Below are 25,774 nucleotides of genomic sequence, written 5' to 3'. Positions count from 1 at the left end.
CGGCCCGCGCGGCCCTCAGGGTGGGGGCATGACGCATGACACCGCTGCCACCGTGCTTCCGCTCGCCCCGGGTCACTGGACCCTGGACCCCTTCCACTCCTCCGTGAACTTCACCATCCGGCACCTGGGCATCGCGAAGGTGCGGGGCCGTTTCGAGCGGCTGGAGGCCGCCCTGTACGTCGGGGAACGGGCCGACGACGTGCGGGTCACCGCGACGATCGACCTGGCCTCGGTCGACACCGGCAACCCGGACCGGGACGTGCACGTGCGCGCCGCCGATCTGCTGGACGTCGAGAAGCGTCCGACGATGACCTGGACCTCGACACGGGTGTCGGGCTCGGGTGCGGACTGGACGATGGACGGCGAGCTGACGATCGGTGAGGTGACCCGTCCGGTGACACTCGCGGTGGAGTTCGGCGGGCTGGTCGACGTGCCCATGGACGGCAGCCGGCACGCCGGCTTCGAGGCGACGGGCGAGATCCGGCGCAGCGACTTCGGGCTGGACTTCGCTCCCGGGCTGCTCGGGGACGTGGTGCGGATCCAGCTCGACATGCAGTTCGTGGAGCCCGCCGGCGCCTGACGCATGACGACGCGCCGTGTCCCACGGGAGATCCCTGTGGGACACGGCGCGTCGGCCGTGGGCACCTCGGCGCCCGACGTGCCGCGTCAGCCCTTGGCCGTCCGCGTCGCCTTCTTCGCGGCGGCCTTCGTGGCCTTGGCCGCGGACTTCTTGGCGGCGCCGACCGACGTGGTGGCGGTACGGGTCGCCCTGGACTGTGCCGGGACCGTCTTCTTGGCCGTCCGGCGCGGCGCCTTCACGGAGGGCGAGGACGCGTCGCTGATGCGGTCGGCCCCGAGGATCTCCCGCAGGAACTTGCCGGTGTGGCTGGCCGGGACGGCGGCGACCTGCTCGGGCGTGCCCTCGGCGACGACCAGTCCGCCGCCTGCGCCGCCCTCGGGGCCCATGTCGACGATCCAGTCGGCGGTCTTGATCACGTCGAGGTTGTGCTCGATGACGATGACCGTGTTGCCCTTGTCGACCAGGCCGGACAGGACCTTGAGCAGCTTGCTGATGTCCTCGAAGTGCAGACCGGTGGTCGGCTCGTCCAGGACGTAGACCGTGCGGCCGGTGGAGCGCTTCTGCAGTTCGCTGGCGAGCTTCACGCGCTGCGCCTCGCCGCCGGACAGGGTGGTCGCCGCCTGGCCGAGGCGGACGTAGCCGAGGCCGACGTCCTTGAGGGTGTTGAGGTGCCGGGCGATGGCGGGGACGGCCTCGAAGAAGTCGGTCGCCTCCTCGATCGGCATGTTCAGCACCTCGGCGATGGACTTGCCCTTGTAGTGGACCTCCAGGGTCTCCCGGTTGTACCGGGCACCGTGGCAGACCTCGCACGGGACGTAGACGTCCGGGAGGAAGTTCATCTCGATCTTGATGGTGCCGTCGCCCGCGCAGTTCTCGCAGCGGCCGCCCTTGACGTTGAAGGAGAAGCGGCCGGGCAGGTAACCGCGGACCTTCGCCTCGGTGGTCTCGGCGAACAGCTTGCGGATGTGGTCGAAGACGCCGGTGTAGGTCGCCGGGTTGGAGCGCGGGGTGCGGCCGATGGGCGACTGGTCGACGTGCACGACCTTGTCGACGAGGTCGTCGCCGTCCACGCGTGTGTGCCGCCCGGGCACGCTCCTCGCGCCGTTGAGCTCGCGGGCCAGGTGCGTGTACAGGATGTCGTTGACGAGGGTCGACTTGCCCGAGCCGGACACACCGGTGACGGCCGTGAACACGCCCAGCGGGAAGGACACGTCGATGTCCTGGAGGTTGTTCTCCCGGGCGCCGTGCACCGTGAGCTGCCGGGACGGGTCCAGCGGGCGCCGGATGTCGGGCAGCGGGATGGCCTTCTTGCCGGACAGGTACTGGCCGGTCTGCGACTCGTCGTTGGCCAGCAGCTCCTTCAGGGAGCCGCTGTGCACGACGTTGCCGCCGTGCTCACCGGCGCCGGGGCCGATGTCGACGACCCAGTCGGCGACCTTGATGGTGTCCTCGTCGTGCTCGACGACGATGAGCGTGTTGCCCATGTCGCGCAGCCGGACCAGGGTCTCGATCAATCGGTGGTTGTCGCGCTGGTGCAGGCCGATGGACGGCTCGTCGAGGACGTACAGCACGCCGACGAGGCCGGAACCGATCTGGGTGGCCAGGCGGATGCGCTGGGCCTCGCCGCCGGAGAGGGTGCCGGCCGCGCGGTTGAGGGAGAGGTAGTCCAGACCGACGTCGACCAGGAAGCGCAGCCGCTCGTTGACCTCCTTCAGCACGCGCTCGGCGATCTTCTTGTCGCGGTCGGTGAGCTTCAGCTCGCCGAGGAAGTCCGCGCAGTCGCTGATCGACATGGCGGAGACCTCGGCGATGGACTTGCCCATGATCGTGACGGCGAGGACGATCGGCTTCAGGCGCGTGCCCTCACAGGTGGGGCAGGGCACTTCGCGCATGTAGCCCTCGAAGCGCTCACGGCTGGAGTCGCTCTCGGCCTCGCTGTGCCGGCGCTTGACGAAGGGGACGGCGCCTTCGAAGGCCGTGGTGTAGCGGCGCTCGCGCCCGTAGCGGTTGCGGTAGCGCACCTCGACCTGGGTCTTGTGGCCGTGCAGCAGGGCCTTCTTGGCGCGCTGCGGCAGACCCCCGAAGGGGATGTCCGTGCGGAAGCCCAGCGCGTCGGCGAGGGCGCCGATCAGACGGGCGAAGTAGTCCTTGGTGTGACCGTGGGACCAGGGGTGGATGGCGCCCTCGTCCAGGCTCTTGTCCGGGTCCGGGACGATCAGCTCCGGGTCGACCTCCATGCGCGTGCCGATGCCGGTGCACTCCGGGCAGGCGCCGAAAGGCGAGTTGAAGGAGAAGGAGCGGGGCTCCAGCTCCTCGAAGGACAGGTCGTCGTACGGGCAGTACAGGTGCTCCGAGAACATGCGCTCGCGCTCGGGGTCGTCCTCGGGGAGGTCGACGAAGTCGAGCACCACCATGCCGCCGGACAGGCCCAGGGCGGTCTCGACGGAGTCGGTGAGGCGGCGCTTGGCGCTGTCCTTGACCGTGAGGCGGTCGACGACCACCTCGATGGTGTGCTTCTCCTGCTTCTTCAGCGTGGGCGGGTTGGACAGCTGCACCGTCTCGCCGTCCACGCGCGCGCGGGAGTAGCCCTTGGTCTGCAGGTCCGCGAAGAGGTCGACGAACTCGCCCTTGCGCTCGCGCACCAGCGGCGACAGCACCTGGAAGCGGCTGCCCTCGGGCAGTTCCAGGACGCGGTCGACGATGGCCTGCGGCGACTGTCGGGAGATGGGGCGGCCGCACTCGGGACAGTGCGGCTTGCCGATGCGGGCGAAGAGCAGCCGCAGGTAGTCGTAGACCTCGGTGATGGTGCCCACCGTGGAGCGCGGGTTGCGCGAGGTCGACTTCTGGTCGATGGAGACGGCCGGGGACAGCCCCTCGATGAAGTCGACGTCCGGCTTGTCCATCTGGCCGAGGAACTGCCGGGCGTAGGAGGAGAGGGACTCGACGTAGCGCCGCTGCCCCTCGGCGAAGATCGTGTCGAAGGCCAGCGAGGACTTGCCCGACCCCGACAGGCCCGTGAAGACGATGAGCGAGTCGCGCGGGAGGTCGAGCGAGACGTTCTTCAGGTTGTGCTCGCGCGCTCCACGGACGATGAGACGGTCGGCCACGCCGGTCCGCACCTTTCTTGAGAGAAGTGACAGGGGCGGGGCCCCCGTCTTTCCCAGACTAGGGGGAGCCACTGACAACGCCGGACGGATTCACGGGTGTCAACAAACCCCGGCTCTCCAGCATGCCCGACGCCACGCCCGACCATATAGCACGTGCTTTCGATTAACGGCACTCCTTCACCACCTTCACCCGAACGAGTGGCGGAGCTAGGGTCAGCACCATGATTGATCACGCTCATGACCTGGCGTCTGTACGTGACGCGACGGAACGGCTGCTGACCGCAGTCGGCAAACTGGACAACGCCGCTGTGACGCAGCCGTCACGGCTGCCCGGCTGGAGCCGGGGTCACGTCCTGGCCCACCTGGCCCGGAACGCGGACGCCCTCGTGAACGTCCTCGAGGGACGCCCCATGTACGTGTCCGCCGAGGCCCGGGACGGCGACATCGAGCGGGACGCCCCGCGCGCCCTCGACGTCCAGCTCGCCGACCTGCGCGGCAGCGCGGTCCGCTTCCAGGACGCCGCGGAGGTACCCGCGGACTGGTCGCGCACGGTGGAGCTGCGCAACGGGGTCACGGACTCCGCCTCCCGGGTGCCGTTCCGGCGGTGGGTCGAGGTCGAGCTGCACCACGTGGACCTGGGGATCGGGTACGAGCTCGAGGACCTGTCGGCCGACTTCACCGAGCGGGAGATCGAGTTCCTCACGGATCGCTTCCGCGGGCACCCGGACGTGCCCCCGACCCGTGTCACGGACGGCACGCGCGCGTGGAGCACGGGCGGCGACGCACACGGTGCCGGTGCGCGGGACGGCGCTGCCGCGGTGACCGTCACGGGCTCCCCGGCCGACCTCCTGGGCTGGCTCGCCGGCCGCCGCACGGGCGAGGCACTGAGCGTCCACGGCGGTCCGCTCCCGGCACTGCCGCCTCTGTAGGACCCGGGCCGCTCCCCCGCTATAGGCTGACGGACATGACGTACAGCGGACAGGTGACGGTCGGCGGGCCTGCCGACGTGCATGAGCTCAAGGACCTGATGATCACCAAGATCGCGGTCGGTCCGATGAACAACAACGCCTATCTGCTGCGCTGCAGGGCCACCGACGAGCAGTTGCTGATCGACGCCGCCGACGAGGCGTCCGCCCTGATCGGCATGATCGGCGACGACGGCGTCGCCTCGGTGGTGACGACCCACCGGCACGGCGACCACTGGCAGGCGCTGGCCGAGGTGGTGGGCGCCACGGGCGCCCGTACGTACGCGGGCCGGGACGACGCCGAGGGCATCCCCGTACGCACCGATGTGCTCGTCGACGACGGCGACACCGTCCGGGTGGGGCGCGTGGAACTCACCGCGCGCCACCTGGTCGGGCACACACCCGGCTCGATCGCCCTCGTCTACGACGATCCGCACGGGCACCCCCATGTGTTCACCGGGGACTGCCTGTTCCCGGGCGGTGTGGGCAACACCCACCAGGATCCGAAGGCGTTCGCCAGCCTCCTCCACGATGTGGAGACGAAGATCTTCGACGTCCTGCCGGACGAGACCTGGGTCTATCCGGGCCACGGCCACGACACCACCCTGGGCGCCGAGCGTCCACAGCTGCCGCAGTGGCGCGCTCGCGGGTGGTGAACCACGCGCGCGGCCGCGCGGGGTGACGATCCGCACGGAGCGGGGGCGTTGACCGGCTGGGCGGGTCCGGCCTCCCCTCCTGCCGTCCGACGGGCCTACGCGTCGGCCTTGCCCGTCCCGGCGAGTGCGGCCACCCGCTCGACTGCGAAGACGTATCCCTGCACCCCGCAGCCGGCGATGACCCCGTCGGCGCGCAGCGACACGTAGGAGTGGTGCCGGAACGACTCGCGCTTGTGGATGTTGGAGATGTGGACCTCCAGCACCGGCATGCCGTCGCAGGCGTTGAGGGCGTCCAGGAGGGCGACCGAGGTGTGCGAGTACGCGCCGGGGTTGATCACGATGCCGCAGTGCCGCAGTCGCGCCTCGTGGATCCAGTCGACCAGCTCTCCCTCGTGGTTGGACTGCCGGAAGTCGACCGTGCCGCCGTGCGCGGCCGCCGCCTCGACGCACAGGGCCTCGACGTCGCCGAGGGTGTCGGAACCGTAGATCTCCGGCTGACGCCGGCCGAGCAGGTTCAGGTTGGGGCCGTTGAGGATCATGATCGGGGCGTTGGCCAGGGTGCGGGGCACGGTTCCTCCGGTCCGGACGGGGTCGGCGGCCCGTGGCGGACCGCTGCTCACAGCCGGTTTATCACGGTGCGCCGACGGCCCCACCGGCCGTAGCCTCCGGGCATGACGCCCGCGATCGGCCCGACCTACCCGCCCAAGCCGTCCCCGGGGGACCGCATCGCCGTGATCTCCCCCTCCTCGGGTCTGCCGGCCCTCTTCCCGCTCCCCTACGAGCTGGGGCTGGAGCGGCTGCGCACGGAGTACGGCCTGGAGCCGGTCGAGTATCCGGCGACCAGGACGATGGAGGCGACACCCCGGGAGCGGGCCGACGACGTCCACGCCGCCTTCGCCGATCCGTCCGTCAGGGCGGTCATCGCGTCGATCGGAGGCGACGACCAGATCACCGTGCTGCCGTATCTGGACCGGGAGCTGATCCGGGCCCACCCGAAGCCGTTCTTCGGGATGAGCGACAACACCAACCTGCTCGCCTTCCTGCGCACCTGCGGCATCGTCGGCTTCCACGGCGCGAGTGTGATGGCGGAGCTGGGCCGTCCCGGCGCCATGCACCCGCAGACCGCCGAGTCACTGCGTGCCGCCCTCTTCGCCTCCGGGCCGTACGAACTGCGACCCGCCGATCGGTGGCGGGACATCGACCGCGACTGGGCCGACCCGGCGACCTTCGAGGCGGAACCCGACACCCGGCCGGGGACCGGCTGGATCTGGGTGAACCCCGGCCGGGTCGTCGAGGGCCGCACCTGGGGAGGCTGTCTGGAGGTCGTCGCCTGGCTGCTGATGGCCGACCGCGAGGTCGACCACGACCTCTCCCTGTACGACGGCGGTGTACTGCTCCTGGAGACCTCGGAGGACATGCCGAGTGCCCGGGAGGTCCACTGGACGATGCGGAGCATGGGCGAGCGCGGACTGCTGGGGCGCTTCGGCGCCCTGCTGATGGGCCGGCCGAAGACCTGGTCCCTCGACCGCCCGACCGGTCGCGAGGAGGCCGCCCGGTACGCCGCCGACCAGCGCGAGGCCGTGCTGCGCGCGATGCGCGCCTACGCCCCGGACGCCACGGTCGTCCTCGACGTGGACTTCGGGCACACCGACCCGCAGCTGGTGATCCCGTACGGCGGCACCGTACGCGTGGACGGTCCGGGCCGGCGCATCACGGTCACGTACTGAGTCGCCCGCCGTCCGGTGGCGGGGCCGGGACGGGGTCTGCCGAGCCGGCCTACGGGTTGATCGCCAGCTCCAGGTAGGCCGCGAACAGCACCAGGTGCACCCCGCCCTGCAGCGGAGTGGCCCGCCCCGGCACGACCGTCAGGGAGGCCACCACCACGGTGAGGGCGAGCAGCACCATGTGCGTGGCGCCCAGGCCGAGCACCAGAGGGCCGGAGAGCCACAGGGACGCCAGGGCGACCGCGGGGATGGTCAGGCCGATGCTGGCCATGGCCGAGCCGAGGGCGAGGTTCAGGCTGGTCTGCACCCGGTCGCGGCGGGCGGAGCGCAGCGCGGCGATGGTCTCCGGGAGCAGCACGAGCAGCGCGATGATCACACCGACGACGGCGTGGTGCAGCCCGGCGGCCTCCACGCCCGACTCGATGGTGGGCGACACCCCCTTGGCCAGCCCGACCACACCGACGAGGGCGAGGCCCAGCAGCCCCAGGCTGATCAGTGCGGTACGGGCGGTGGGCGCCTCGGCGTGTTCCTCGGCGGTGATCACCTCGCCGTGCCGGGTGATCGGCAGGAAGTAGTCCCGGTGCCGCACGGTCTGGGTCGCGACGAACAGGCCGTAGAGGACCAAGGAGGACAGGGCCGCGAAGGTCAGCTGGACGGTGGAGAACTCCGGTCCCGGCTTGCTCGTGGTGAACGTCGGCAGCACCAGGCTGAGCGTGGCCAGCGTCGCGACGGTCGCCAGCGCGGCGCCGGTGCCCTCGGGGTTGAAGACGGCCGTGCCGTGCCGCAGCGAGGCGACGAGCAGGCACAGTCCGACGATGCCGTTGCAGGTGATCATCACGGCCGCGAAGACGGTGTCCCGCGCCAGCGTCGCGCTCTTGTCGCCGCCGTCGATCATCAGGGTGACGATGAGGGCGACCTCGATGATCGTGACGGCCACGGCGAGGACGAGCGAACCGAACGGTTCCCCCACCCGGTGGGCCACCACCTCGGCGTGGTGCACCGCCGCCAGGACGGCACCCGCCAGGACGAGGGTCACCAGGGCGACGACCGCCGCCGGCAGATCACGTCCCCAGGTGAGGACCAGGAGCACGGCAGCCAGCAGCGGAACCAAGGTCGTCCACCGTGCTGCGAGCGGCCTGCGCCGAACGGTCATGCGGTGATCTTCCCAGAGGCGAGGGGGCCCCGCACTCCGGTCGCGCCGGGTTCGTGACGGCCTGCCGGCCGGCTGGGGCCTGTCGTCCGGATCAGGTCGCAGGACGGTGACGGTGTTGCTCGTCGCCGGTGAGCGTGGTCCGGTGCGTGCGGCCGCAAAGCGGAGGAGGGAGTCGACGCCGAGCGTCGGGGACCGACGGCGACGCCGCAGACGTGTGTGCCGGACCGCGCGTCTGCGGCGTGAGCCGGACGGCAGGCCCTAGGTGAGGTCGCGCTCGTCCACCACATCGCAGTTGGTGTACCTCCGCTCGCCGATGCTGAGCGCGTCGAGCCGTTCCGCCATTCTGCTCGTCTCCGGGTCGTCACTGTTGCGCATGGCCTCCTCGAACGAATCGAACTCGATCAGCGCCAGGTAGCGGTGGGGCTTGTCCCGGTCCTTGAGCAGCATGCTGCGGGTGGGGCCACCGGAACGGCCGGCGTTGCGCTGCCCCGCTTCCGCGACCGTCTGCTGCATCTCCTCCAGGCGCTCCGTCTCGAAGTCGATGATCTGTACGAACTTCATGGCGTCTCCAGTCGGCCACGGCGTCCCCTGGCGGGGGAACGCGCTTGACCCCAAGCAAACACCGGGGGCGGAGGTCGGCAATTCGCCGCACTCCGCCCCCGGTGGCTGTGGTTCCCTCACGCGCAGGACGCGATCAGACGTCGATGCTGTCCTTCGTGGCGTCGCCGCCCTTGTCCTGCGCCGCCTCGGCCGCCGCCTGCTTCTTGGAGGCGCGCAGGCTGGTGATCGTCGTGACGATCAGAACGGCGCAGATCACGCCGAGCGAGACCGGAATGCTGATCTCGGGGACGTGCACCCCGGACTCGTGCAGGGCGTGGAGCACCAGCTTGACGCCGATGAAGCCCAGGATGATCGACAGGCCGTAGCTCAGGTGGACCAGCTTCTTGAGCAGGCCGCCGATGAGGAAGTACAGCTGGCGCAGACCCATCAGGGCGAACGCGTTGGCGGTGAAGACGATGTACGGGTCCTGGGTCAGGCCGAAGATCGCGGGGATGGAGTCGAGGGCGAACAGGACGTCCGTCATGCCGATCGCGAGCATCACGACCAGCATCGGGGTCATGACCCGCTTGCCGTTCTCCTTGATCCACAGCTTGGTGCCGTGGTAGCGGTCGGCCACACCGAAGCGCCGCTCGACGGCCTTGAGGAGCTTGTTCTCCTCCCACTCCTCGTCCTCCTCGTCCGCGCGGGCCTCCTGGATGAGCTTCCAGGCGGTCCAGATGAGGAAGGCGCCGAAGATGTAGAACACCCACGAGAAGCTGGCGAGGATCGCCGCACCGGCGGCGATGAAGATCGCCCGCAGGACCAGGGCGATGAGCACACCGATCAGCAGCACGCGCTGCTGGTACTGCGAGGGCACCGCGAACTTCGCCATGATCAGGACGAACACGAAGAGGTTGTCGACACTCAGCGACTTCTCCGTGATGAAGCCAGCGAAGAACTCACCGGCCGGCTGCCCGCCCCCGAAGACGAGCAGGCCGAGTCCGAACAGGACGGCCAGGACGATCCAGACGACCGTCCAGATCCCCGCCTCCTTGATGGACACGTCGTGCGGCTTGCGGCCGATGAAGAAATCGACCGCGATGAGGGCGGCCAGGCCCACGATCGTCAGGACCCATAGGGTCACGGAAACATCCACTGCGCCTCCGGCAGTCGTAACGGCAAATGTCAGCGTCGTCGCTGCCGGAGGTCTCTTCCACCCAGGATTGGGCCGACGCCCCGGGATCTGGCCTGATCCGTATTGACGGGTACGCCGCAGCAGACAGGGAGTACTCCCCTCCGTGCCGCCTACAGTACCCCAATCACCAAGAACAGGTAAAGGGGTTGGCAAAAGAAGACCCAAGTCCCCAGGTCAGAGGTCTTTACCAATGCTTGGCACGGGCCGCCGCGACCTGACTCAGGACCTGCTGGAGCACCTGGCTGCCGGGCGGCACGAGCGAAGGCTCGTAGGTCCAGGCATGGCCGACCCAGGGGTCCGCGAGATGATCGTCGGCCACCGGCGTCAGCCGCAGGAGCGAACGCCACAGCGGATCGAGCAGCGGTCCGTAGGCCGAGGACTCCTCGCGGTCGGCCACCATCATGAGGTGGACGCCGAAGGCGGGTCCCTCGTCGGCGAGGTAGCGCAGCTGGTTCACGGCGCGGTCGTCGAAGCCGTGCGGGAAGTCGTTGACGATCAGCAGCTGCTGCGCGGTGTCGAAACCGGGCGGGAGGGCGTCGGCGGCGCCGCCGCGCACGGCCATCTGCACCAGGTCGACCCGCTGGGTGAGCCGGCCCAGCACGTCCGCCACCCCGGCGGCGCCGAGCGCGGGCGGACCCGCCAGCACACCCGTCTGCACCAGCGCGGCCAAGGGCTGCGCCCCCGACCCGGCCGGGTCGATGACGTGCACGGTGAACTCACCCGCCGGGTAGACGGCCAGCAGCCGGGCCGCGTGCGCGACCGCCGTCTCCATGGCCAGGCGCCCCATCGCATGCGCGTCGGTGAGAGAACCGTCGGCGGACGGGGCCCGTCCGCTGTCGATCCACAGGCCGCGCTCCAGCGGCAGCCGGACCAGCATGGGGATCCGGATGTCCTCCGCCTCGGGCAGGTGCAGATCCCCCAGGCGCAGGGCCATGGGGATCTCCATCGGCACCCGGTAGGCGTGCCAGACGGGGCTGTCCCAGCGGGCGTACGCCGCGGGGAGGGCCGGTTCGACGACGTCGGCCTCGGCCTTGAGCTGGGCGAGGTCCCGGTCGAGGGCCTCCCTGGCCTGATCGACGAGGAGGCCGTGACGGGCTCGGGCGGCCTCGCGGGCCGCGTCACCCTGCCCGCCGATCCGGTTGCGCGGATCGGACAGGACCTGTTCGAGCTCCTTGTCCATGCGGGACTCGGCGAAGTCGACGGCGCTGCGGTAGGCGGCGGTCGTGCGGGCCAGGTCCTCGAACATGCCCCAGACCTGGTTGTAGAGCCGCTCGTCCATGGACCAGCCGGTGGCGTCGCCCGCGACGGGCCGGGCGGGCTGGCCGGGTGCGGCCGGAGGCGCGGACGGCGGGGGCGGGGGCGGCGCCGCGTTCTGCCGGCGCGGGTGGCTGTAGTCGATGGGGCCGCCGGCCGAGGGCGCGGACGGCTGGGTGACGGAACCCGGACCGGGCGGGCTTCCGGCGTACGGGTGCTGCGCGGCGGGCTCCCCCGGCCCGCCGGGCAGCTGACCGTCGTACGGGGACCTCGGAGGGACCGGGCCGGGCTGGGGCGCGGTGCCGGCCTGGTCGGGGCCGAGCGCGGGGGTCGCGGTCCGACGCGAACGGTCGCCGTCCGCGGTGCGCGGTGGCGGTGCCTGCACCGACCGCGCCAGGCCCTGGGCGACCGCCTCGTCGATGTCGGCCGCGAGCTGCCGGGCCTGGGGCAGGCCCTGGTCGGTGAGGAGTTCGGCCAGGCCGCCGGCGTAGCCCTGGCCGACGGCGCGCACCTTCCAGGCGCCCTGCCTGCGGTAGAGCTCCAGGGCGACGACGGCCGATTCGGCGTCCAGGCCGGTGAGGGTGAAGCTGGCGATCTCGGTGCCGTCGAGACCGGTGACGGCGGTGAAGGGGGCGGCGACGGCCCCGAAGCGGACCGGTCCGGCCCCGCCCGTGGGCAGTGCGAGGAGCACGCCGACCCGGTGGACGGCCTCCGGCACGGCGTCCAGGTCGACCGCGAGGCGATGCGCCGCAGCGGCCTGCCGGGAAACCTCCAATCCGGGCTGGGTGGGTGCGCCCGGGTGGGCCACCCACTCCACGCCGTGGATCCGGCCGTTCTCGTCGCTGAGCGCGGTCGCGGCCACGATCGGCGTGCCGGCCGAGATCCGGATCTCGAGACGGGCCTGGGAGAGCGGGTGGTTCTGCCCCCGCACCAGCTCGGCCGTCATCGCCTTCGTCCCCCTGTGTCGTTGTGTCTGATGTCGTGTGCTGCCCGCCGGCCCGTCGGTGGCCGGCGTGCCCTCAGAGGAGCGGCAGGATCGCCGGCATCAGGTCCTGGAAGGTGCGGCCGTTGGCCGGGTTGCCCAGGGCCGTCATGGACCAGCCGCTGCCGGAGCGGTGCACCTTGGCCATGATCTGGGCGGTGTACTGGCCGCCGCCGGCGAGCGTGTAGCGGGCGAGCTCTTGGCCGTTGGTCTCGTCGACCAGGCGGCAGAACGCGTTCTGCACCTCCTGGAAGGTCTGTCCCGTGAACGAGTTGACGGTGAAGACGATCTGGTCGATGTGGACCGGGATCCGCGCGAGGTCGACCAGGATCGCCTCGTCGTCGCCGCCCTGGCCGACACCGCCCACGAGGTTGTCACCGGTGTGGCGCACCGAGCCGTCGTCGCTCACGAGGTGACGGAAGAAGACCACGTCGACCGGCTGCTTGTCGGCGAACAGCACGGCGGAGGCGTCGAGGTCGATCTCTCGCGTGCGCGAGCCGAACAGGCCGCGCCGGGGAGCCGCCTGCCAGCCGAGACCCATGCGTACCGCGGTCAGGCTGCCCCCGTCGTTCTTCTGCAGACTGATGGCCTGACCCTTGGTCATGTTGACGGTCACGCGCTGATTCCCCTCTCGAACGTCCCCTGTTGCCGCGCGGTCGCGGTTGACCAGAACCCTACGCAGGGGCACTGACAGTGACGTAGGCCCGGCCGTACTTTGTGTCGGTCTTGCAACACAGCACGTACAGGGCCACGCCGTCAGGCCAGGCCGGCCTCCTTCATCTGGCGCAGTTCCTTCTTCATCTCGGAGACCTCGTCGCGCAGCCGGGCCGCGATCTCGAACTGCAGGTCGGCCGCGGCGGCCCGCATGCGCGTGGTGAGTTCCTCGATCTGCTCGGCGAGTTCGGCCGCGGGGCGGTCGGTCACCGCGGTCTCGGCGGCCTTCCCCTTGCCCTTGACGGCCTTGGCCGGGCCGGTCGCCTTGCCCAGGGAGGGCACGGGGGCCTTGGTGCCGCCGCCGTCCTTGCGGGACTTGCGGTAGCCGGACCCGAGGAGCTGTTCGGTGTCGATGTCCTCGCGGGCGATCTGGGCGACGATGTCGTTGATCTTCTTGCGGAGGGGCTGGGGGTCGATGCCCCTCTCCGTGTTGTACGCGATCTGCTTCTCCCGGCGGCGATTGGTCTCGTCGATGGCCTTCTCCATCGCCGGGGTGATCTTGTCGGCGTACATGTGGACCTGGCCGGAGACGTTGCGCGCGGCGCGGCCGATGGTCTGGATCAGGGAGGTGCCGGAACGCAGGAAGCCCTCCTTGTCGGCGTCCAGGATCGCCACCAGGGACACCTCGGGCAGGTCGAGCCCCTCCCGCAGGAGGTTGATGCCGACCAGCACGTCGTACTCGCCGGCGCGCAGCTCGCGCAGCAGCTCGACGCGGCGCAGGGTGTCGACGTCGCTGTGCAGGTAACGCACCTGGATGCCGAGCTCCAGGAAGTAGTCCGTGAGGTCCTCGGCCATCTTCTTGGTGAGGGTGGTGACCAGGACGCGCTCGTCCCTCTCGGTGCGCTGCCGGATCTCGTGCACCAGGTCGTCGATCTGGCCCTCGGTCGGCTTGACGACGACCTCCGGGTCGACGAGGCCGGTGGGGCGGATGATCTGCTCGACGTAGCCGTCCGCGCGGGACATCTCGTAGGTGCCAGGGGTGGCCGAGAGGTAGACGGTCTGGCCGATGCGCTCCTGGAACTCCTCCCACTTCAGAGGGCGGTTGTCCAGGGCGGACGGCAGCCGGAAGCCGTGGTCGACCAGGGTCCGCTTGCGGGAGGCGTCGCCCTCGTACATGGCGCCGATCTGCGGCACGGTGACGTGCGACTCGTCGATGACGAGGAGGAAGTCGTCCGGGAAGTAGTCCAGCAGGGTGTTGGGCGGGGAGCCGGGCAGGCGGCCGTCGAAGTGCATCGAGTAGTTCTCCACGCCGGAGCAGGTGCCGATCTGGCGCAGCATCTCGATGTCGTAGGTGGTGCGCATGCGCAGGCGCTGGGCCTCCAGGAGCTTGCCCTGCTTCTCCAGCTCCGCCAGGCGCTCGCCCAGCTCCTTCTCGATGTCGTTGACGGCCCGCTCCAGACGCTCGGGGCCCGCGACGTAGTGGGAGGCCGGGAAGACGTAGAGCTGCTGGTCGTCGCTGATGATCTCGCCGGTGAGCGGGTGCAGCGTGGACAGTGCCTCGATCTCGTCACCGAACATCTCGATGCGGACGGCCAGCTCCTCGTAGACCGGGAAGATCTCGATCGTGTCGCCGCGGACGCGGAAGGTGCCCCGGGTGAAGGCCATGTCGTTGCGCGTGTACTGGATGTCCACGAAGCGGCGCAGCAGCTCGTCCCGGTCGATCTCCTCGCCGACCCGGAGGGGGACCATGCGGTCGACGTACTCCTGCGGGGTGCCCAGGCCGTAGATGCAGGACACCGAGGCGACCACGACGACGTCGCGCCGGGTGAGCAGCGAGTTCGTCGCGGAGTGGCGCAGGCGCTCGACCTCCTCGTTGATCGAGGAGTCCTTCTCGATGTAGGTGTCCGACTGCGGGACGTACGCCTCGGGCTGGTAGTAGTCGTAGTACGAGACGAAGTACTCGACGGCGTTGTTCGGCAGCAGCTCGCGGAACTCGTTGGCCAGCTGGGCGGCCAGTGTCTTGTTCGGCGCCATGACGAGCGTGGGGCGCTGCAGCTTCTCGATCATCCACGCGGTGGTGGCGGACTTGCCGGTGCCGGTCGCACCGAGCAGGACGACGTCCTTCTCGCCCGCCTGGACGCGCCGGGCGAGCTCGGCGATGGCCGCGGGCTGGTCGCCACTGGGCTGGTAGGGACTGACGACCTCGAAGGGCGCCACCGAGCGTTCGATCTGGGAAACGGGCCGCATGCCATCAACGGTACGACCCCCCACTGACAACCGGCTCCGACCAGCGGTTCCGCGGGACGCGGGCGCTGCGGTGCCCCGCCGGGGTGCGGAGGGCGGGACGCTCCGGTGCTCGGCTCAGCGGTTCTGGGGCGCGCGGGCGCCGCGGTGCTCCACGGAGCGGCGGGGGCGGAAGCGCAGGCGGCCCGCCGAGTGGCGGACGGTGGTGCGGGTGTGGGCGGGGACTCCGGGCTTGCGCTCGGCGGTGACGGCGGCGGGCCGGCCCATGACCATCATCGGGTCGAACATCACCACGACCCCGGCGAGCAGGAGGAAGGCGAGCGGGCCGATCATCATGGGGGCGAGCAGGGCCGCGGGCGACTCCCCCGCGACGGGTCCGGCCGCGCCGTGCAGGTGGACGTCGAGGGCGGCCATCCCCGTGTAGTGCATGCCGGTCACCGCCAGGCCCATGACGAGGCTCGCGCCGACGCTCCACAGCCACCCCCGGACCTGGCCGGCCGCCCACAGGGCGGCGGTGGCGGCGCCCATGGCGATCGCCACGGACACGCCGACGGTGAGGGTGTCGTACGCCAGCTGCCCGCGCAGTCGCATTCCGGCCATGCCGAGGTAGTGCATGGAGGCGATGCCCAGGCCGGTGAGCGTGCCGCCGGTGAACAGGGCCGTTCCGCGGGCGCCCTTGTAGCCGACGATGAAGATCCCGACTCCCACCATCACGATCGCGACGGCCAGACTCGCGAAGGTCATCGCCATGTCGTAGTGGATCGGGCTGCCGTGGACGGTGAAGCCCATCATGGCGACGAAGTGCATGGTCCAGATGCCCGAGCCGATGGCGGCGGAGCCGAGGGCGAGCCATCCGGGGCGCCAGGACTGGGCGACGAGCATGGATCTGGTGGTGCAGCGCAGGCCCAGCGCTCCACCCAGGCAGGCCATGAGGTAGGCCACCAGGGGTGTGACCAGGCCGTAGCTGAATCCGTCGACCGTGCCGTGCATGCGCGGCTGCCCTTCCCGCCGTTTGCTTCCCGCAATACCTGTTGTGCGCCCCCTCCCAGGACCGCACGGGCGGTCAGGGTCGACGCGAAGAGTATGACCCCCACCGGAATGGTCGAACGACTTTCCGGCAAAGAAACACGGCCCCGCCGCACTTGTGCGGTACCAGTGAGCGCAGTTGGGCCCCCGCTGTTCAGCAGGTGGCCATCTCCCACCCCTCTGCCGGCGACTCTCTGCTGTCACAGTGGTGCTGTCCGTGATGCCGCCGATCGCTCGACACGAGGAGTACGCATGCACGCGCGCGCTGTCGCCGCCTCGACCACCGCACTCCTGGGGACCGCCGCCCTCCTCTTCCCCCACTCACCGGCACGGGCCGCCGACGACGGTCGGCCGCCCCTGGTGATCGCACACCGGGGGGCCTCCGCCTACGCACCCGAGAACACGCTGGCCGCCGTGGACAAGGCGGCGGAGCTGGGCATCCGCTGGGTCGAGAACGACGTGCAGCGCACCAAGGACGGTGAGCTGGTCGTCATGCACGACGACAACCTGCGGCGCACCACCGATGCCGAGGAGGTCTTCCCCGGCCGCGCCCCGTGGAAGGTGAAGGACTTCACCTTCGCGGAGATCGCCCGCCTGGACGCGGGGAGCTGGTTCGACCCCGCGTACGCGGGCACGCGCGTGCCGACGCTGGAGCAGTTCGTGGACCGTCTGGAGCGCCGTCACCTGAAGCTGGTGCTGGAGATCAAGCACCCCGAGCTGTACCCGGGCATCGAACGGGAGACGCTGAAGGTCCTCAGCAACGAGGGCTGGCTCGACCGGTCGCACGTGTCGGCCCGGCTGATCGTGCAGAGCTTCAGCCCGGACAGCGTACGGACGGTCCATGAGCTGAGGCCCTCGGTGCGGACCGCGATCCTCGGGACTCCGTCCATGTCCGACGTGCTCGACTACGCCCGCTTCACCGACCAGGTCAACCCTTCCGTGGGTTCGCTCTCCCCGGCCTATGTGGCCTCGGTACATGCGTTCACCGGACCGCACGGCCGGCCCCTGAAGGTCTTCGTGTGGACGGTCGACGACGCGGCGACGGCCCGGCGGGTCGCCGGGTACGGCGTCGACGGGATCCTCACGAACCGGCCCGACGTGGTGCGGGACGCCGTGGGCGGATGACCGGGCGTCCGGCGCCCGGCGTTGTCGGTGGCGGCACGTACGGTGGGCGCATGGACAGTCAGGGGCAGGCCGGGCCGCGGGTGGTGTGGACGGTCGTCGAGAGCCGGATCGGGCCGTTGCTGCTGGCCGCCGGCCGGGACGGCCTGGTGAACGTCGTCTTCCACGCCACGGACGCGGTCCGGGACCGCGCGGTCGAGCGGCTGGCGTCGCGGCTGGGCACCGAGCCCGTCGAGGCGTCCGGTTCCCCGCTGCTGGCCGAGGCGATACGCCAGTTCGAGAGCTACTTCGCCGGTGAGCGGCGCGTCTTCGGCCTGCCGCTCGACTGGTCGCTGATCTCCGGCTTCAACCGCGAGGTGCTGCGCGAGCTGGCCTCGGGCGTCCCGTACGGCACGGTCGTGGGGTACGGGGAGTTGGCCGGGCGGGTCGGACAGCCCGGTGCGGCCCAGGCCGTCGGCATGGCGATGGGCGCCAATCCGCTGCCGGTGGTGGTGCCCTGCCACCGGGTCGTCGAGAACGGCGGGGGCATCGGCGGCTTCGGGGGCGGTGTGGAGACCAAGCGGCGGCTGCTCGCCCTGGAAGGGGTCCTCCCCGAGCCGCTGTTCTGAGCCTGTGCGCGGTCCGGGCGCATGCGCGGGTGCGCTCCGGGCGTGTGCGCGGTCAGTCGTAGTGCCGGGCCTCCAGGACGTTGCCGTCCGGGTCGCGGAAGTAGAAGCTGCGCGTGGCGTGGCCCCGGGCGCCGAAGGAGTCGTACGACGGATCCGACACGGGGACGGTGTGTTCGCGGAGCCGGCCGAGGAGGGCGTCGAAGTCGCCGCGCGGCAGTGAGAGGCACACGTGGTTCACGGGGTGCCCGGAACTCTCGACGGAGCCAGGCAGCATCGTCATGCGGTCCGTGAAGGTGAGCGGCATGAGGTCGAGGAGCGTGTCCGCGTTGACGCGCACGGACGGGAAGGGCGCCTCGCCTGCGGTGAACTCGTCCAGGCGCACCGCTTCGAGACCGACCGCCTCCTGGTAGAAGCGCGCGGCGGCGACGGGGTCGCGTACCCAGAGGACGACGTGGTCGAGACGTGGCGTGTGAACCGTCATGCGTTCCAGGCTCCTGACCGCGAGGCCGGCCCGCAAGGGCGCGGTCCCGGCGGCGAGGGTCGTGACGACGGCCAGGGCCGGTCCGTCCGGGCTCGGCGGGTCGTCCGAACGCGGCGGGCCCGTCCGGGCGCGGGGGTTTGGCCCGGGGTGCCGCTCGCCAGGGATGAGGGTGGACCGACTGGCCGACTGACAGGAGGCAGGCGCGTGGTGCTGGTGGTGTCGGATGAGGTGCGGACGGCGATCGAGGAGCGGCGTCCGGTGGTGGCCCTGGAGTCCACGATCATCGCCCACGGCCTGCCCCGGCCGCGCAACCTGCAGGTGGCGCTGGAGCTGGAGTCGCTCGTGCGGCAGGAGGGCGCGGTGCCCGCGACGATCGCCGTGCTGGACGGCCGGCCGCACGTCGGGCTCGACAAGGAGCAGCTGGAGCGGGTCGCGAACGAGGACGGCATCCGCAAGCTCGGCCACCGGGACCTGCCGCCGGCGGTGTCCTCGGCAGCGAGTGGGGCGACCACGGTGTCCGCGACGGCGCTGCTCGCCTCGCTGGCGGGCGTACGGGTGTTCGCGACGGGCGGGCTCGGTGGGGTGCACCGGGAGTGGACGGCGACGCAGGACGAGTCGGCCGACCTGGGGCTGCTGGCGCGCACGCGGATCACCGTGGTGTGCGCCGGAGTGAAGTCCATCCTGGACGTGCCGGCGACCCTGCAGCGGCTGGAGACGCTGGGCGTCACGGTCGCCGGTTACGGCACGGACCGCTTCCCCGGTTTCTACCTCTCCGACTCGGGACATCCGGTCGACTGGACGCTGCGGACGCCGGAGGAGGCGGCCGGCGTGATGAGGGCCCAGGACGCGCTGGCGGGGCCGGAGTCCGCGCTGATCGTCGCCAACCCGGTCCCGGAGGAGGAGCAGCTCGACCCGGACCTGCACGCGCGCGTGCTCGCGGAGGCGCTGCACGCGTGCGAGGCCGAGGGCGTCACCGGCCAGGCGGTGACGCCGTTCCTGCTGGACCACCTGGTCCGGCACACCGACGGCGCGTCCCTGAGGGCCAATCTGGCGGCGGTCCGCGGCAACGTACGCCTGGCGGCACGGATCGCGGCGGCCTGGGCGCGGGGATGAGCGGGGTCAGCGGCCCGGCGGCGTCCGGCACCCCGGGCTCCCGGAGAGCCGGCGCGGGTGGTGCCGGCCCGGTGGCGGTCGGCGAGGGTGCCGGCGCCCGTGGGCGGGGACGGGGCCTGCTGGTCGTCGGGGACGTCGTCACCGACGTGGTCGCGCGACACCGCGGGCCGTTGGCAGCCGGTACGGACACGGCCGCGTCGATCCTGACCGTGCCGGGCGGGGCCGGGGCCAACGTCGCCTGCTGGGCGGCTCACCGGGGCACGGCCGATGTGCGGCTGGTGGGGCGCGTGGGTGCGGACGCAGCCGCCTGGCACGAACGGGAACTGGTGGCCGGCGGGGTGCGTCCGCTGCTCGTCGTCGACCCCCGCCTGCCCACCGGCACGGTGATCTGCATGGTGGACGAGAGCGCTGCGGCGGAGCGTACGTTCCTGACCGACAGCGGTGCCTCGTTGCGGCTCGACTCCGCCGACTGGTCGGACGCGCTGCTCGACGGGGTGGCCCGGCTGCACCTGTCGGGCTACCTCCTGTTCTCCGAGTCGAGCCGCGCGCTGGTGAGGGTGGCGCTCCGGGCCGCACGCGCGCGTGGAGTGCCGGTGAGTGTGGACCCCGCCTCGGCCGGATTCCTCGCCGGCCTGGGCCCTGCGCGGTTCCTGTCGCTCGTCGACGGCGTGGACGTGCTGCTGCCCAGCCGGGACGAGGCGTGCCTGCTGACAGGACTGCGTGACGCGTCCGACGCGGCGGCCGAGCTGAGCCTGCGCGTGCCGTTGGTGGTGACCAAGCAGGGCTGCGAGGGGGCGCTCGTGGCGCGTGCGGGCGAGGTGACCGCGCGCGTCCCGGCCGTACCGGTGACGCCCCTGGACACCACGGGTGCCGGTGACGCGTTCACCGGTGGGTTCCTCGCCGCCCTGCTGGCGGGCGCCGGGCCGGAGGACGCCGCGGCGCAGGGGTGCCGGGCGGGTGCGCTGGCGGTGGCGCGGGTCGGTGGCAGACCGCCGACGACCGGGTGAGACGGACGTCCGGGTGCTCGCGTGCCGGGGCGGCGAGTGTTCCTCGGCCCCACCGGCGACGTGCCTACGGCTTGCGTCCCCACGCCGTGATCATCGGAGCCGTCGTCAGGTCCAGCGCGCCGGACGTGACGTTCCGGAGGTGCCGGTCGATGTCCTGTTCCGTGGCGAGGCCGGCGCCGACGAGCCGGTCGCGGATCTGGCGGATGGTGACGGCCTCCAGCGCGGCGCAGTCCGGTGAGGTGAGGGGGAAATAGGCGTCGGCGTGGACGCGGCTCAGTCCCGCCTGGCGCAGGAGGCGAGGCAGGGTCCGGCCGCAGGGGAGGTCGGTGCCGCGGTCGGCGAGCAGCTTGCGGAACCCCTGGCGCAGCCGGTTCGCGAGCTGCTGTTCGGGGCCGTACTCGTCGGGGCAGGGCAGGGGCTGCAGGGCGGGGTCGGCGTCCTCGACCAGGAGTCGGCCACCGGGGCGCAGGGCTTCGACCATGGACCGCAACGCCCGTTCCCGGTCGGTGACCTGGACCAGGGCGAGGCGGGCGTGCACCAGGTCGAAGCCCTCCCCCGGAGGCTCCTGTGCGCCGAGTTGGTGGGCGCGCACCTCGACCGGTGGCCGGGCGGCCGACGCGAGCCGCGCGGTGTCGGTGTCGGTCGCCACGACGCGTCCGGTCGGGCCCACCTTCTTGGCCAGCCAGGAGACGACGGTGGTGCCGGCACCGACCTCCCAGCACCGCCAGCCCGATCCCACGCCGAGTGCGTCGAGGTGCCGGAAGGTCGTGGGATCGAAGAGGGCGGCGAAGGCGCTGAAGTGTGCCGCCGCCTCGTGCTGCCGGTCGTCGAGGAGGTACTCGTCGGTTCGCGTCATGCCGGGATCATCCCATTCGGCCCGACTTGTCGTACCGGTCGACGCTCCGGGACGGGAAACCACGCGACACCCACAGAACGTCGATGTCTGGTGCGCCGTCGACGTGGTCGGCGCACGGTCGACGTGTTCGGTGCGGGGTCGACGTGCTCGGTGCGGGGTCGACGTGCTCGGTGCGCGGTCGACGTGCTCGGTGCGCGGTCGACGTGGTCGGTGCGCCGTCGGTGCGGTCGGTGCGCCGATGAGGGTGTTCGGCGGCCCCGGCCGCTGCGACCTGGCCGTCCACAGGCGGGAACCAAGCGGAACGAACCGCTTCCACAGGCTCGCGCACCGCTCGCACGAGACTGGCAGACTGGCGCGCCAAGGCGCAGGACGGCGCGAGAAGTCCACGCAAGGAGATCCGGATGTCCATGGCAGGGAATCTGCGGAAGGTGACGAGCCTCGGCGGGGTCGGCGGCCTGCGCAAGGTGGCCCGTCTGGCCCGGCGGCGTCCGCGTGTCGACCTGAGTCACCCCGCCCGGTCCCCGCTGGGCTCCTCGGTGGTGAACTGCGTGACGTACCGGGACGGCGTGCGCGTCACCGCGCGCGGCGATCTGGTGGAGACCGTGGAGCGGGTGCGCAAGCACCGGGAGGGATTCGTCTGGCTCGGTCTGCACGAGCCCACGGACGCCGAGTTCGCGGGCATCGCCGAGCTTTTCGACCTGCACCCCCTGGCCGTGGAGGACGCGGTCGAGGCCCACCAGCGCCCCAAGGTGGAGCGGTACGGCGACACGCTCTTCGCGGTGTTCAAGACGGTCTGCTACGTGGAGCACGAGCAACTCACCGCCACCAGCGAGGTGGTGAACACCGGCGAGATCATGGTGTTCGTCGGCCACGACTTCGTCGTCACGGTGCGGCACGGCCGGCACGGCTCGCTCGGGCCGCTGCGCGAGGAGCTGGAATCCGATCCGGAGCAGCTGGCCAAGGGCCCGTCCGCGGTGCTGCACGCGATCGCGGACCACGTGGTGGACGACTACCTGATCGTCACCGACGCGGTGCAGCTGGACATCGACCAGGTCGAGACGGACGTGTTCGCCGGGAACGGCGCGCGGGCGGACCCCGGGCGCATCTACCAGCTCAAGCGTGAACTGCTGGAGCTGAAGCGGGCGGTGGTGCCGCTCAGCCGGCCGCTGGAGGATCTCGCCACCCGGCCGATGCGGGCGGTGGACCCCGAGATACAGGCGTACTTCCGCGACGTGGCCGACCATCTGCTGCGGGCGAAGGAGCAGATCGCCGCCTTCGACGAACTGCTCAATTCCATCCTGCAGGCGCATCTCGCGCAGGTCACGGTCGCGCAGAACGAGGACATGCGGAAGATCACCGCATGGGCCGCGATCATCGCCGTGCCGACGATGGTGTGCGGCGTGTACGGCATGAACTTCGACCACATGCCGGAGCTGCACTGGCGGTACGGCTACGGCATGGTCATCGCCGTCATATCCGTCGCGTGCCTCGCGCTGTACCGGGCCTTCCGCCGCTCCGGCTGGCTCTGACCGGCCGCACCGCGGGGTGCTCGCCGGGGGCGACGGCGCCGTCGGTCAGGTCGTGGTGGTCCTGGCGTAGACGCTCTCCGCCCAGGAGGCCATCTGGTCGTCCGTCAGGTGCCGGGCCAGGTCGGATTCGCTGATCATGCCGACCAGGCGCTTGTCCCGGATCACGGGCAGCCGGCGGATGCGGTGCTCCTGCATCTCGTGGAGCACCTCGCTGACATCGGCGTCCGCGTCGATCCAGCGGGGCGTGCCCTTGGCCAGGTCGCCCGCGGTGACCCGGGCGGGATCGTGCCCCATGGCGACGCAGCCGACGACGATGTCGCGGTCGGTGAGGATGCCGCAGAGCCGCTCGTTCTCGTCGCTGATGGGCAGGGCGCCGACGTTCAGCTCGCGCATGAGCTGGGCCGCGCGGTCGAGGGTTTCGTGGGCGGGGATCCACTGGGCGCCGCGGTGCATGATGTCTCCGGCGGTGGTCATGAAGTGCCTCCCGGTGCCGGACGGCCGGCGCGGCGCGGGACGCACCGCGAGTCCCGGCCCTCCATTCTCGCCGCGCCCGGAGGTGCCCGCACACGGAGCCCGTCGGCACCTCAGCCGATCAGCGCCCCGGCCGACGGCGGCCCTGCCCGTCGGCGCCCCGGCCCGGCGCGCCTCCGGGCGCGGGACGTCGCCACACCGGTGCCCGCGACACCGGAACAACCGGCTCCGGATCCGCTCAGCCACCCCAGGCGGGGCGCCGCGGATCGTCCGCCCTGACCAGGACGTCGGCCGTGTGGACCGGGTCGTTCTCGTGCTCGTAGCGCTCGAAGGCCGGGAGGGTCCAGTGCTCGTCCTCGGGCGTGCGGCGGCGCAGGGCGCCCGGGGAGAGGAGGACGTGGACGCTCAGATCGAAGGGGAACCAGTGCCGAAGGAGGAAGGGGCCGTGCAGCAGCAGGACGCCGCCGGGCGGGAGCCGGACGTAGGGGGTACGGGTGGCGCGGTCGGTCGCCGGGTCCCACAGGTCGGGCAGGATCCGGCCGTCGCCCTCGGCTTCGAGGGGGCCGAACACCTCGCGCCACAGGGCGCCGGTGTCGTACCAGCTGCCGTAATAGGCCTCCACGTCCCGGTGGCCGTACTCCAGACGTACGGAAGCGGGGCGCAGGAAGCCCTCCGTGCCGACGACGAGCGAGGACCGGCCGCGTACGCGCAGTGCCTCGCCGACCCGCCGGGCAAGGTCACCGGGGCGGGCGGCGGGGGCGCCGTCGAAGGCGACGCGCGGCCAGCAACTGCCGTCGGCGGGCCTCAGTTCGAGCAGGCGCTCGGCGAGAAGGTCGCCGAGCCGGTCCCAGGTGATCGCTTCGAGTCGCACACGGCCCATGATGCGTCAGGGCGCGGCAGGGGAGGCATCGCGCACCTCACCCGACCCACCACCTGCGGAGGGACTTCACGGGCGGCCGGGAGGGCGGTGACCGCGCCACCCATCCTGTCCGGCCGGGTCTTGCGCCAGGGACGTGGCGCGCACCGCGTCGGAGGGAATGAAGTCCTCATGGTCCCCCGCGTGACGCTGCCGCCCCTCGGCGGACTTGTCGTCTTCCAGCCTCTCAAGCGGCGGTACTGCGCCGAGTGCCGGCGCGGTCCCCTGCCACTGCTCGCCCTCGAAGAGGGTGCCCCGCGCTGCCTCGACTGCGCCGATCTCGGGCACCTGGTGTTCCTGCCGAGCGGCGACACCGCGCTGACCCGCCGGTCGCGGGAGGAGAGTGCGCTGTCGGCGGTGGTGGTGCGGTTCAGCCGGCGCAAGAACCGGTACGAGCGGCAGGGTGTCCTGGTCGAGGATGCGGCGCTCGCCCGGGCCGAGCAGCGGTGTCTCGCGGACGCCGAGGCACGGCGGCGCCGCCGTGTGCGGGACGCGCGGCGGCGGGCGGCGCAGGACGCGCTGTTCGCGCGGGCGTTCGCGGCGGAGATACGCCGGTTGTTCCCGGGGTGCCCGGCCGACCGGGCGGCGGCCGTGGCCGCCCACGCCTCGGAGCGGGGCAGCGGCCGGGTCGGCCGCAGTGCGGCGGGGCGGGCGTTGTCCGAGGACGCGGTGACGGCGGCGGTCGTGGCGTCCGTACGGCATCTGGACACGCCCTACGACCGGCTGTTGATGAGCGGGGTGCCGCGGCAGGAGGCCCGGCGGCGGATCGCCGCCGCGGTGGAGACGGTGCTGAGGAGCTGGTCGGGGGCGGGGCTGGGTTCGGCGGGGTGAGGGCGGCCGGGGCGCGGCCGGCGCACCTTCGCCCGCCGCGGATCCGTGCAGCCAACGCATCGGCCGTCGTTCTCGGCCCTTGGCAGGCGCCAGGTGGCCGCCTGTCCTGCCCGGCTTGAGCGAAGCCGCCGGGCGGTGGACGCCGGCGTATGCCTTCGCGCGGCTCGGCCATGGTCGCGGCGGTCATCCGGGAATTCACTGGCGTTCAGGCGGGGCGCCGGAAGCATCCGGCCCGACGGGTGGGAGAGGACATGATCGACGGACCGTACTTCGCGCTGACGGTGCTCGGGGTGCTCGGGACGGCTCTGGTGGCCGGCGTGTTCTGCGGCTTCTCGACCTTCGTGATGCGGGGCCTCGCGGCGCTGGCGCCGGCGCGGGGAGCCGCCGCGATGCAGGCGATCAACAGGGCCGCGGTGCGACCGCCCTTCATGATCGTGCTCCTGGGCTCGGCCGTGCTGTGCGCGGTGATCGCCGTGGTGACGTTCGTGCTGTGGCCGGACCGGGGAGCGGTGGAGTTGCTGCTGGGCAGCGCCCTGTACCTGTTCGGCTCGTTCGGGCTCACCGTGACGGCGAACGTGCCGCGCAACGACGCGCTGGCCCGGTTGGAGCCCTGCTCGGCCGAGGCGGCGGCGTACTGGCCGGTGTACCTGCGCGAGTGGACGGTGTGGAACCACGTCCGCACGGTCGCCTCCGCGGGAGCGGCCCTGTCGTACGTGCTGGCCCTCACCTGACCGCTCGCGGCGACGGGCACGGGGACCGA

At 71.6% G+C, this 25,774-nt stretch carries 24 protein-coding genes; 11 read left to right on the top strand and 13 right to left on the bottom strand.

Annotated elements, in window-relative coordinates; genetic code table 11:
* Positions 1-28: 28 nt before the first annotated feature.
* Positions 29-580, top strand: coding sequence for a YceI family protein (locus tag Q5694_RS32085; protein ID WP_333937030.1), 552 nt, complete (start codon positions 29-31; stop codon positions 578-580).
* Between the two features lie 86 nt (positions 581-666).
* Here Q5694_RS32085 and uvrA read toward each other — a convergent pair whose 3' ends face one another.
* Positions 667-3,687 (bottom strand): excinuclease ABC subunit UvrA, encoded by a 3,021-nt coding sequence (gene uvrA, locus Q5694_RS32080; RefSeq protein WP_333937029.1) that lies wholly within the window; start codon positions 3,685-3,687, stop codon positions 667-669.
* 221 nt (positions 3,688-3,908) lie between these two features.
* On the opposite strand from uvrA, the gene Q5694_RS32075 reads away from it, so the two are divergent.
* Positions 3,909-4,616, top strand: coding sequence for a maleylpyruvate isomerase family mycothiol-dependent enzyme (locus Q5694_RS32075; protein ID WP_333937028.1), 708 nt, complete (start codon positions 3,909-3,911; stop codon positions 4,614-4,616).
* A gap of 35 nt (positions 4,617-4,651) precedes the next feature.
* On the top strand, positions 4,652-5,308 hold the full coding sequence (locus tag Q5694_RS32070; protein ID WP_333937027.1) for an MBL fold metallo-hydrolase: 657 nt from the start codon (positions 4,652-4,654) through the stop codon (positions 5,306-5,308).
* 95 nt (positions 5,309-5,403) lie between these two features.
* On the opposite strand, the gene aroQ is transcribed toward Q5694_RS32070, so the two are convergent.
* Positions 5,404-5,877 (bottom strand): type II 3-dehydroquinate dehydratase, encoded by a 474-nt coding sequence (gene aroQ, locus Q5694_RS32065; RefSeq protein WP_333937026.1) that lies wholly within the window; start codon positions 5,875-5,877, stop codon positions 5,404-5,406.
* A 102-nt stretch (positions 5,878-5,979) separates the two neighbouring features.
* Here aroQ and Q5694_RS32060 point away from each other — a divergent pair, with 102 nt between their 5' ends.
* Complete coding sequence (locus Q5694_RS32060; protein WP_333937025.1) at positions 5,980-7,035, top strand: S66 family peptidase; 1,056 nt, start codon at positions 5,980-5,982, stop codon at positions 7,033-7,035.
* 49 nt (positions 7,036-7,084) lie between these two features.
* Here the strand turns inward: Q5694_RS32060 and Q5694_RS32055 are convergent, their stop codons facing one another.
* The 7 genes from Q5694_RS32055 to Q5694_RS32025 form a co-directional block, all read right to left on the bottom strand.
* Complete coding sequence (locus tag Q5694_RS32055; RefSeq protein ID WP_333937024.1) at positions 7,085-8,185, bottom strand: calcium:proton antiporter; 1,101 nt, start codon at positions 8,183-8,185, stop codon at positions 7,085-7,087.
* Between the two features lie 258 nt (positions 8,186-8,443).
* On the bottom strand, positions 8,444-8,746 hold the full coding sequence (locus Q5694_RS32050; RefSeq protein ID WP_333937023.1) for a hypothetical protein: 303 nt from the start codon (positions 8,744-8,746) through the stop codon (positions 8,444-8,446).
* Between the two features lie 133 nt (positions 8,747-8,879).
* Positions 8,880-9,881: a TerC/Alx family metal homeostasis membrane protein gene (locus tag Q5694_RS32045; protein ID WP_333937022.1), complete on the bottom strand. Its 1,002-nt coding sequence runs from the start codon at positions 9,879-9,881 to the stop codon at positions 8,880-8,882.
* Between the two features lie 223 nt (positions 9,882-10,104).
* Positions 10,105-12,120, bottom strand: coding sequence for a TerD family protein (locus tag Q5694_RS32040; RefSeq protein ID WP_333937021.1), 2,016 nt, complete (start codon positions 12,118-12,120; stop codon positions 10,105-10,107).
* 73 nt (positions 12,121-12,193) lie between these two features.
* Positions 12,194-12,772: a TerD family protein gene (locus tag Q5694_RS32035; RefSeq protein WP_333937020.1), complete on the bottom strand. Its 579-nt coding sequence runs from the start codon at positions 12,770-12,772 to the stop codon at positions 12,194-12,196.
* Positions 12,773-12,912: 140 nt separating this feature from the next.
* The gene (gene uvrB, locus Q5694_RS32030; protein ID WP_333937019.1) at positions 12,913-15,057 is read right to left on the bottom strand and encodes an excinuclease ABC subunit UvrB; all 2,145 of its coding nucleotides are present in this window, start codon (positions 15,055-15,057) and stop codon (positions 12,913-12,915) included.
* A 114-nt stretch (positions 15,058-15,171) separates the two neighbouring features.
* Positions 15,172-16,044, bottom strand: coding sequence for an MHYT domain-containing protein (locus tag Q5694_RS32025; protein ID WP_333937018.1), 873 nt, complete (start codon positions 16,042-16,044; stop codon positions 15,172-15,174).
* 288 nt (positions 16,045-16,332) lie between these two features.
* Here Q5694_RS32025 and Q5694_RS32020 point away from each other — a divergent pair, with 288 nt between their 5' ends.
* Positions 16,333-17,205 carry a glycerophosphodiester phosphodiesterase gene (locus tag Q5694_RS32020; protein ID WP_333937017.1) on the top strand — a complete coding sequence of 291 codons (873 nt, stop codon included), beginning with the start codon at positions 16,333-16,335 and terminating at the stop codon, positions 17,203-17,205.
* 50 nt (positions 17,206-17,255) lie between these two features.
* Positions 17,256-17,810: a methylated-DNA--[protein]-cysteine S-methyltransferase gene (locus Q5694_RS32015; RefSeq protein ID WP_333937016.1), complete on the top strand. Its 555-nt coding sequence runs from the start codon at positions 17,256-17,258 to the stop codon at positions 17,808-17,810.
* A gap of 52 nt (positions 17,811-17,862) precedes the next feature.
* On the opposite strand, the gene Q5694_RS32010 is transcribed toward Q5694_RS32015, so the two are convergent.
* Positions 17,863-18,291, bottom strand: coding sequence for a VOC family protein (locus Q5694_RS32010; protein WP_333937015.1), 429 nt, complete (start codon positions 18,289-18,291; stop codon positions 17,863-17,865).
* A gap of 204 nt (positions 18,292-18,495) precedes the next feature.
* Here Q5694_RS32010 and Q5694_RS32005 point away from each other — a divergent pair, with 204 nt between their 5' ends.
* Positions 18,496-19,404, top strand: a complete 909-nt coding sequence (locus Q5694_RS32005; protein ID WP_333937014.1) for a pseudouridine-5'-phosphate glycosidase — start codon at positions 18,496-18,498, stop codon at positions 19,402-19,404.
* Positions 19,401-20,411, top strand: a complete 1,011-nt coding sequence (locus Q5694_RS32000) for a carbohydrate kinase family protein (RefSeq protein WP_443040982.1) — start codon at positions 19,401-19,403, stop codon at positions 20,409-20,411. Before Q5694_RS32005 ends, Q5694_RS32000 begins: the two co-directional genes overlap by 4 nt.
* Before the next feature lie 64 nt (positions 20,412-20,475).
* Here Q5694_RS32000 and Q5694_RS31995 read toward each other — a convergent pair whose 3' ends face one another.
* Positions 20,476-21,267: a methyltransferase gene (locus tag Q5694_RS31995; protein WP_333937012.1), complete on the bottom strand. Its 792-nt coding sequence runs from the start codon at positions 21,265-21,267 to the stop codon at positions 20,476-20,478.
* A gap of 401 nt (positions 21,268-21,668) precedes the next feature.
* On the opposite strand from Q5694_RS31995, the gene Q5694_RS31990 reads away from it, so the two are divergent.
* The gene (locus Q5694_RS31990; RefSeq protein WP_333937011.1) at positions 21,669-22,796 is read left to right on the top strand and encodes a magnesium and cobalt transport protein CorA; all 1,128 of its coding nucleotides are present in this window, start codon (positions 21,669-21,671) and stop codon (positions 22,794-22,796) included.
* A 45-nt stretch (positions 22,797-22,841) separates the two neighbouring features.
* Here the strand turns inward: Q5694_RS31990 and Q5694_RS31985 are convergent, their stop codons facing one another.
* A complete protein-coding gene (locus Q5694_RS31985) occupies positions 22,842-23,270 on the bottom strand; it encodes a CBS domain-containing protein (protein ID WP_333937010.1) in 429 nt (142 codons plus the stop codon).
* 235 nt (positions 23,271-23,505) lie between these two features.
* Positions 23,506-24,147 carry a uridine kinase gene (locus tag Q5694_RS31980; protein WP_333937009.1) on the bottom strand — a complete coding sequence of 214 codons (642 nt, stop codon included), beginning with the start codon at positions 24,145-24,147 and terminating at the stop codon, positions 23,506-23,508.
* A 168-nt stretch (positions 24,148-24,315) separates the two neighbouring features.
* Between Q5694_RS31980 and Q5694_RS31975 the strand changes: the two genes are divergently transcribed.
* Positions 24,316-25,014, top strand: coding sequence for a DUF2293 domain-containing protein (locus Q5694_RS31975; protein ID WP_333937008.1), 699 nt, complete (start codon positions 24,316-24,318; stop codon positions 25,012-25,014).
* 251 nt (positions 25,015-25,265) lie between these two features.
* On the top strand, positions 25,266-25,745 hold the full coding sequence (locus Q5694_RS31970; RefSeq protein WP_333937007.1) for an anthrone oxygenase family protein: 480 nt from the start codon (positions 25,266-25,268) through the stop codon (positions 25,743-25,745).
* Positions 25,746-25,774: the final 29 nt, after the last annotated feature.

The sequence above is a fragment of the Streptomyces sp. AHA2 genome (assembly GCF_036857595.1).
Classification (GTDB): Bacteria; Actinomycetota; Actinomycetes; order Streptomycetales; family Streptomycetaceae; genus Streptomyces.
Note: the sequence above shows the minus strand (reverse complement) of the source record. Positions and strands in the feature narration are given on the sequence as shown.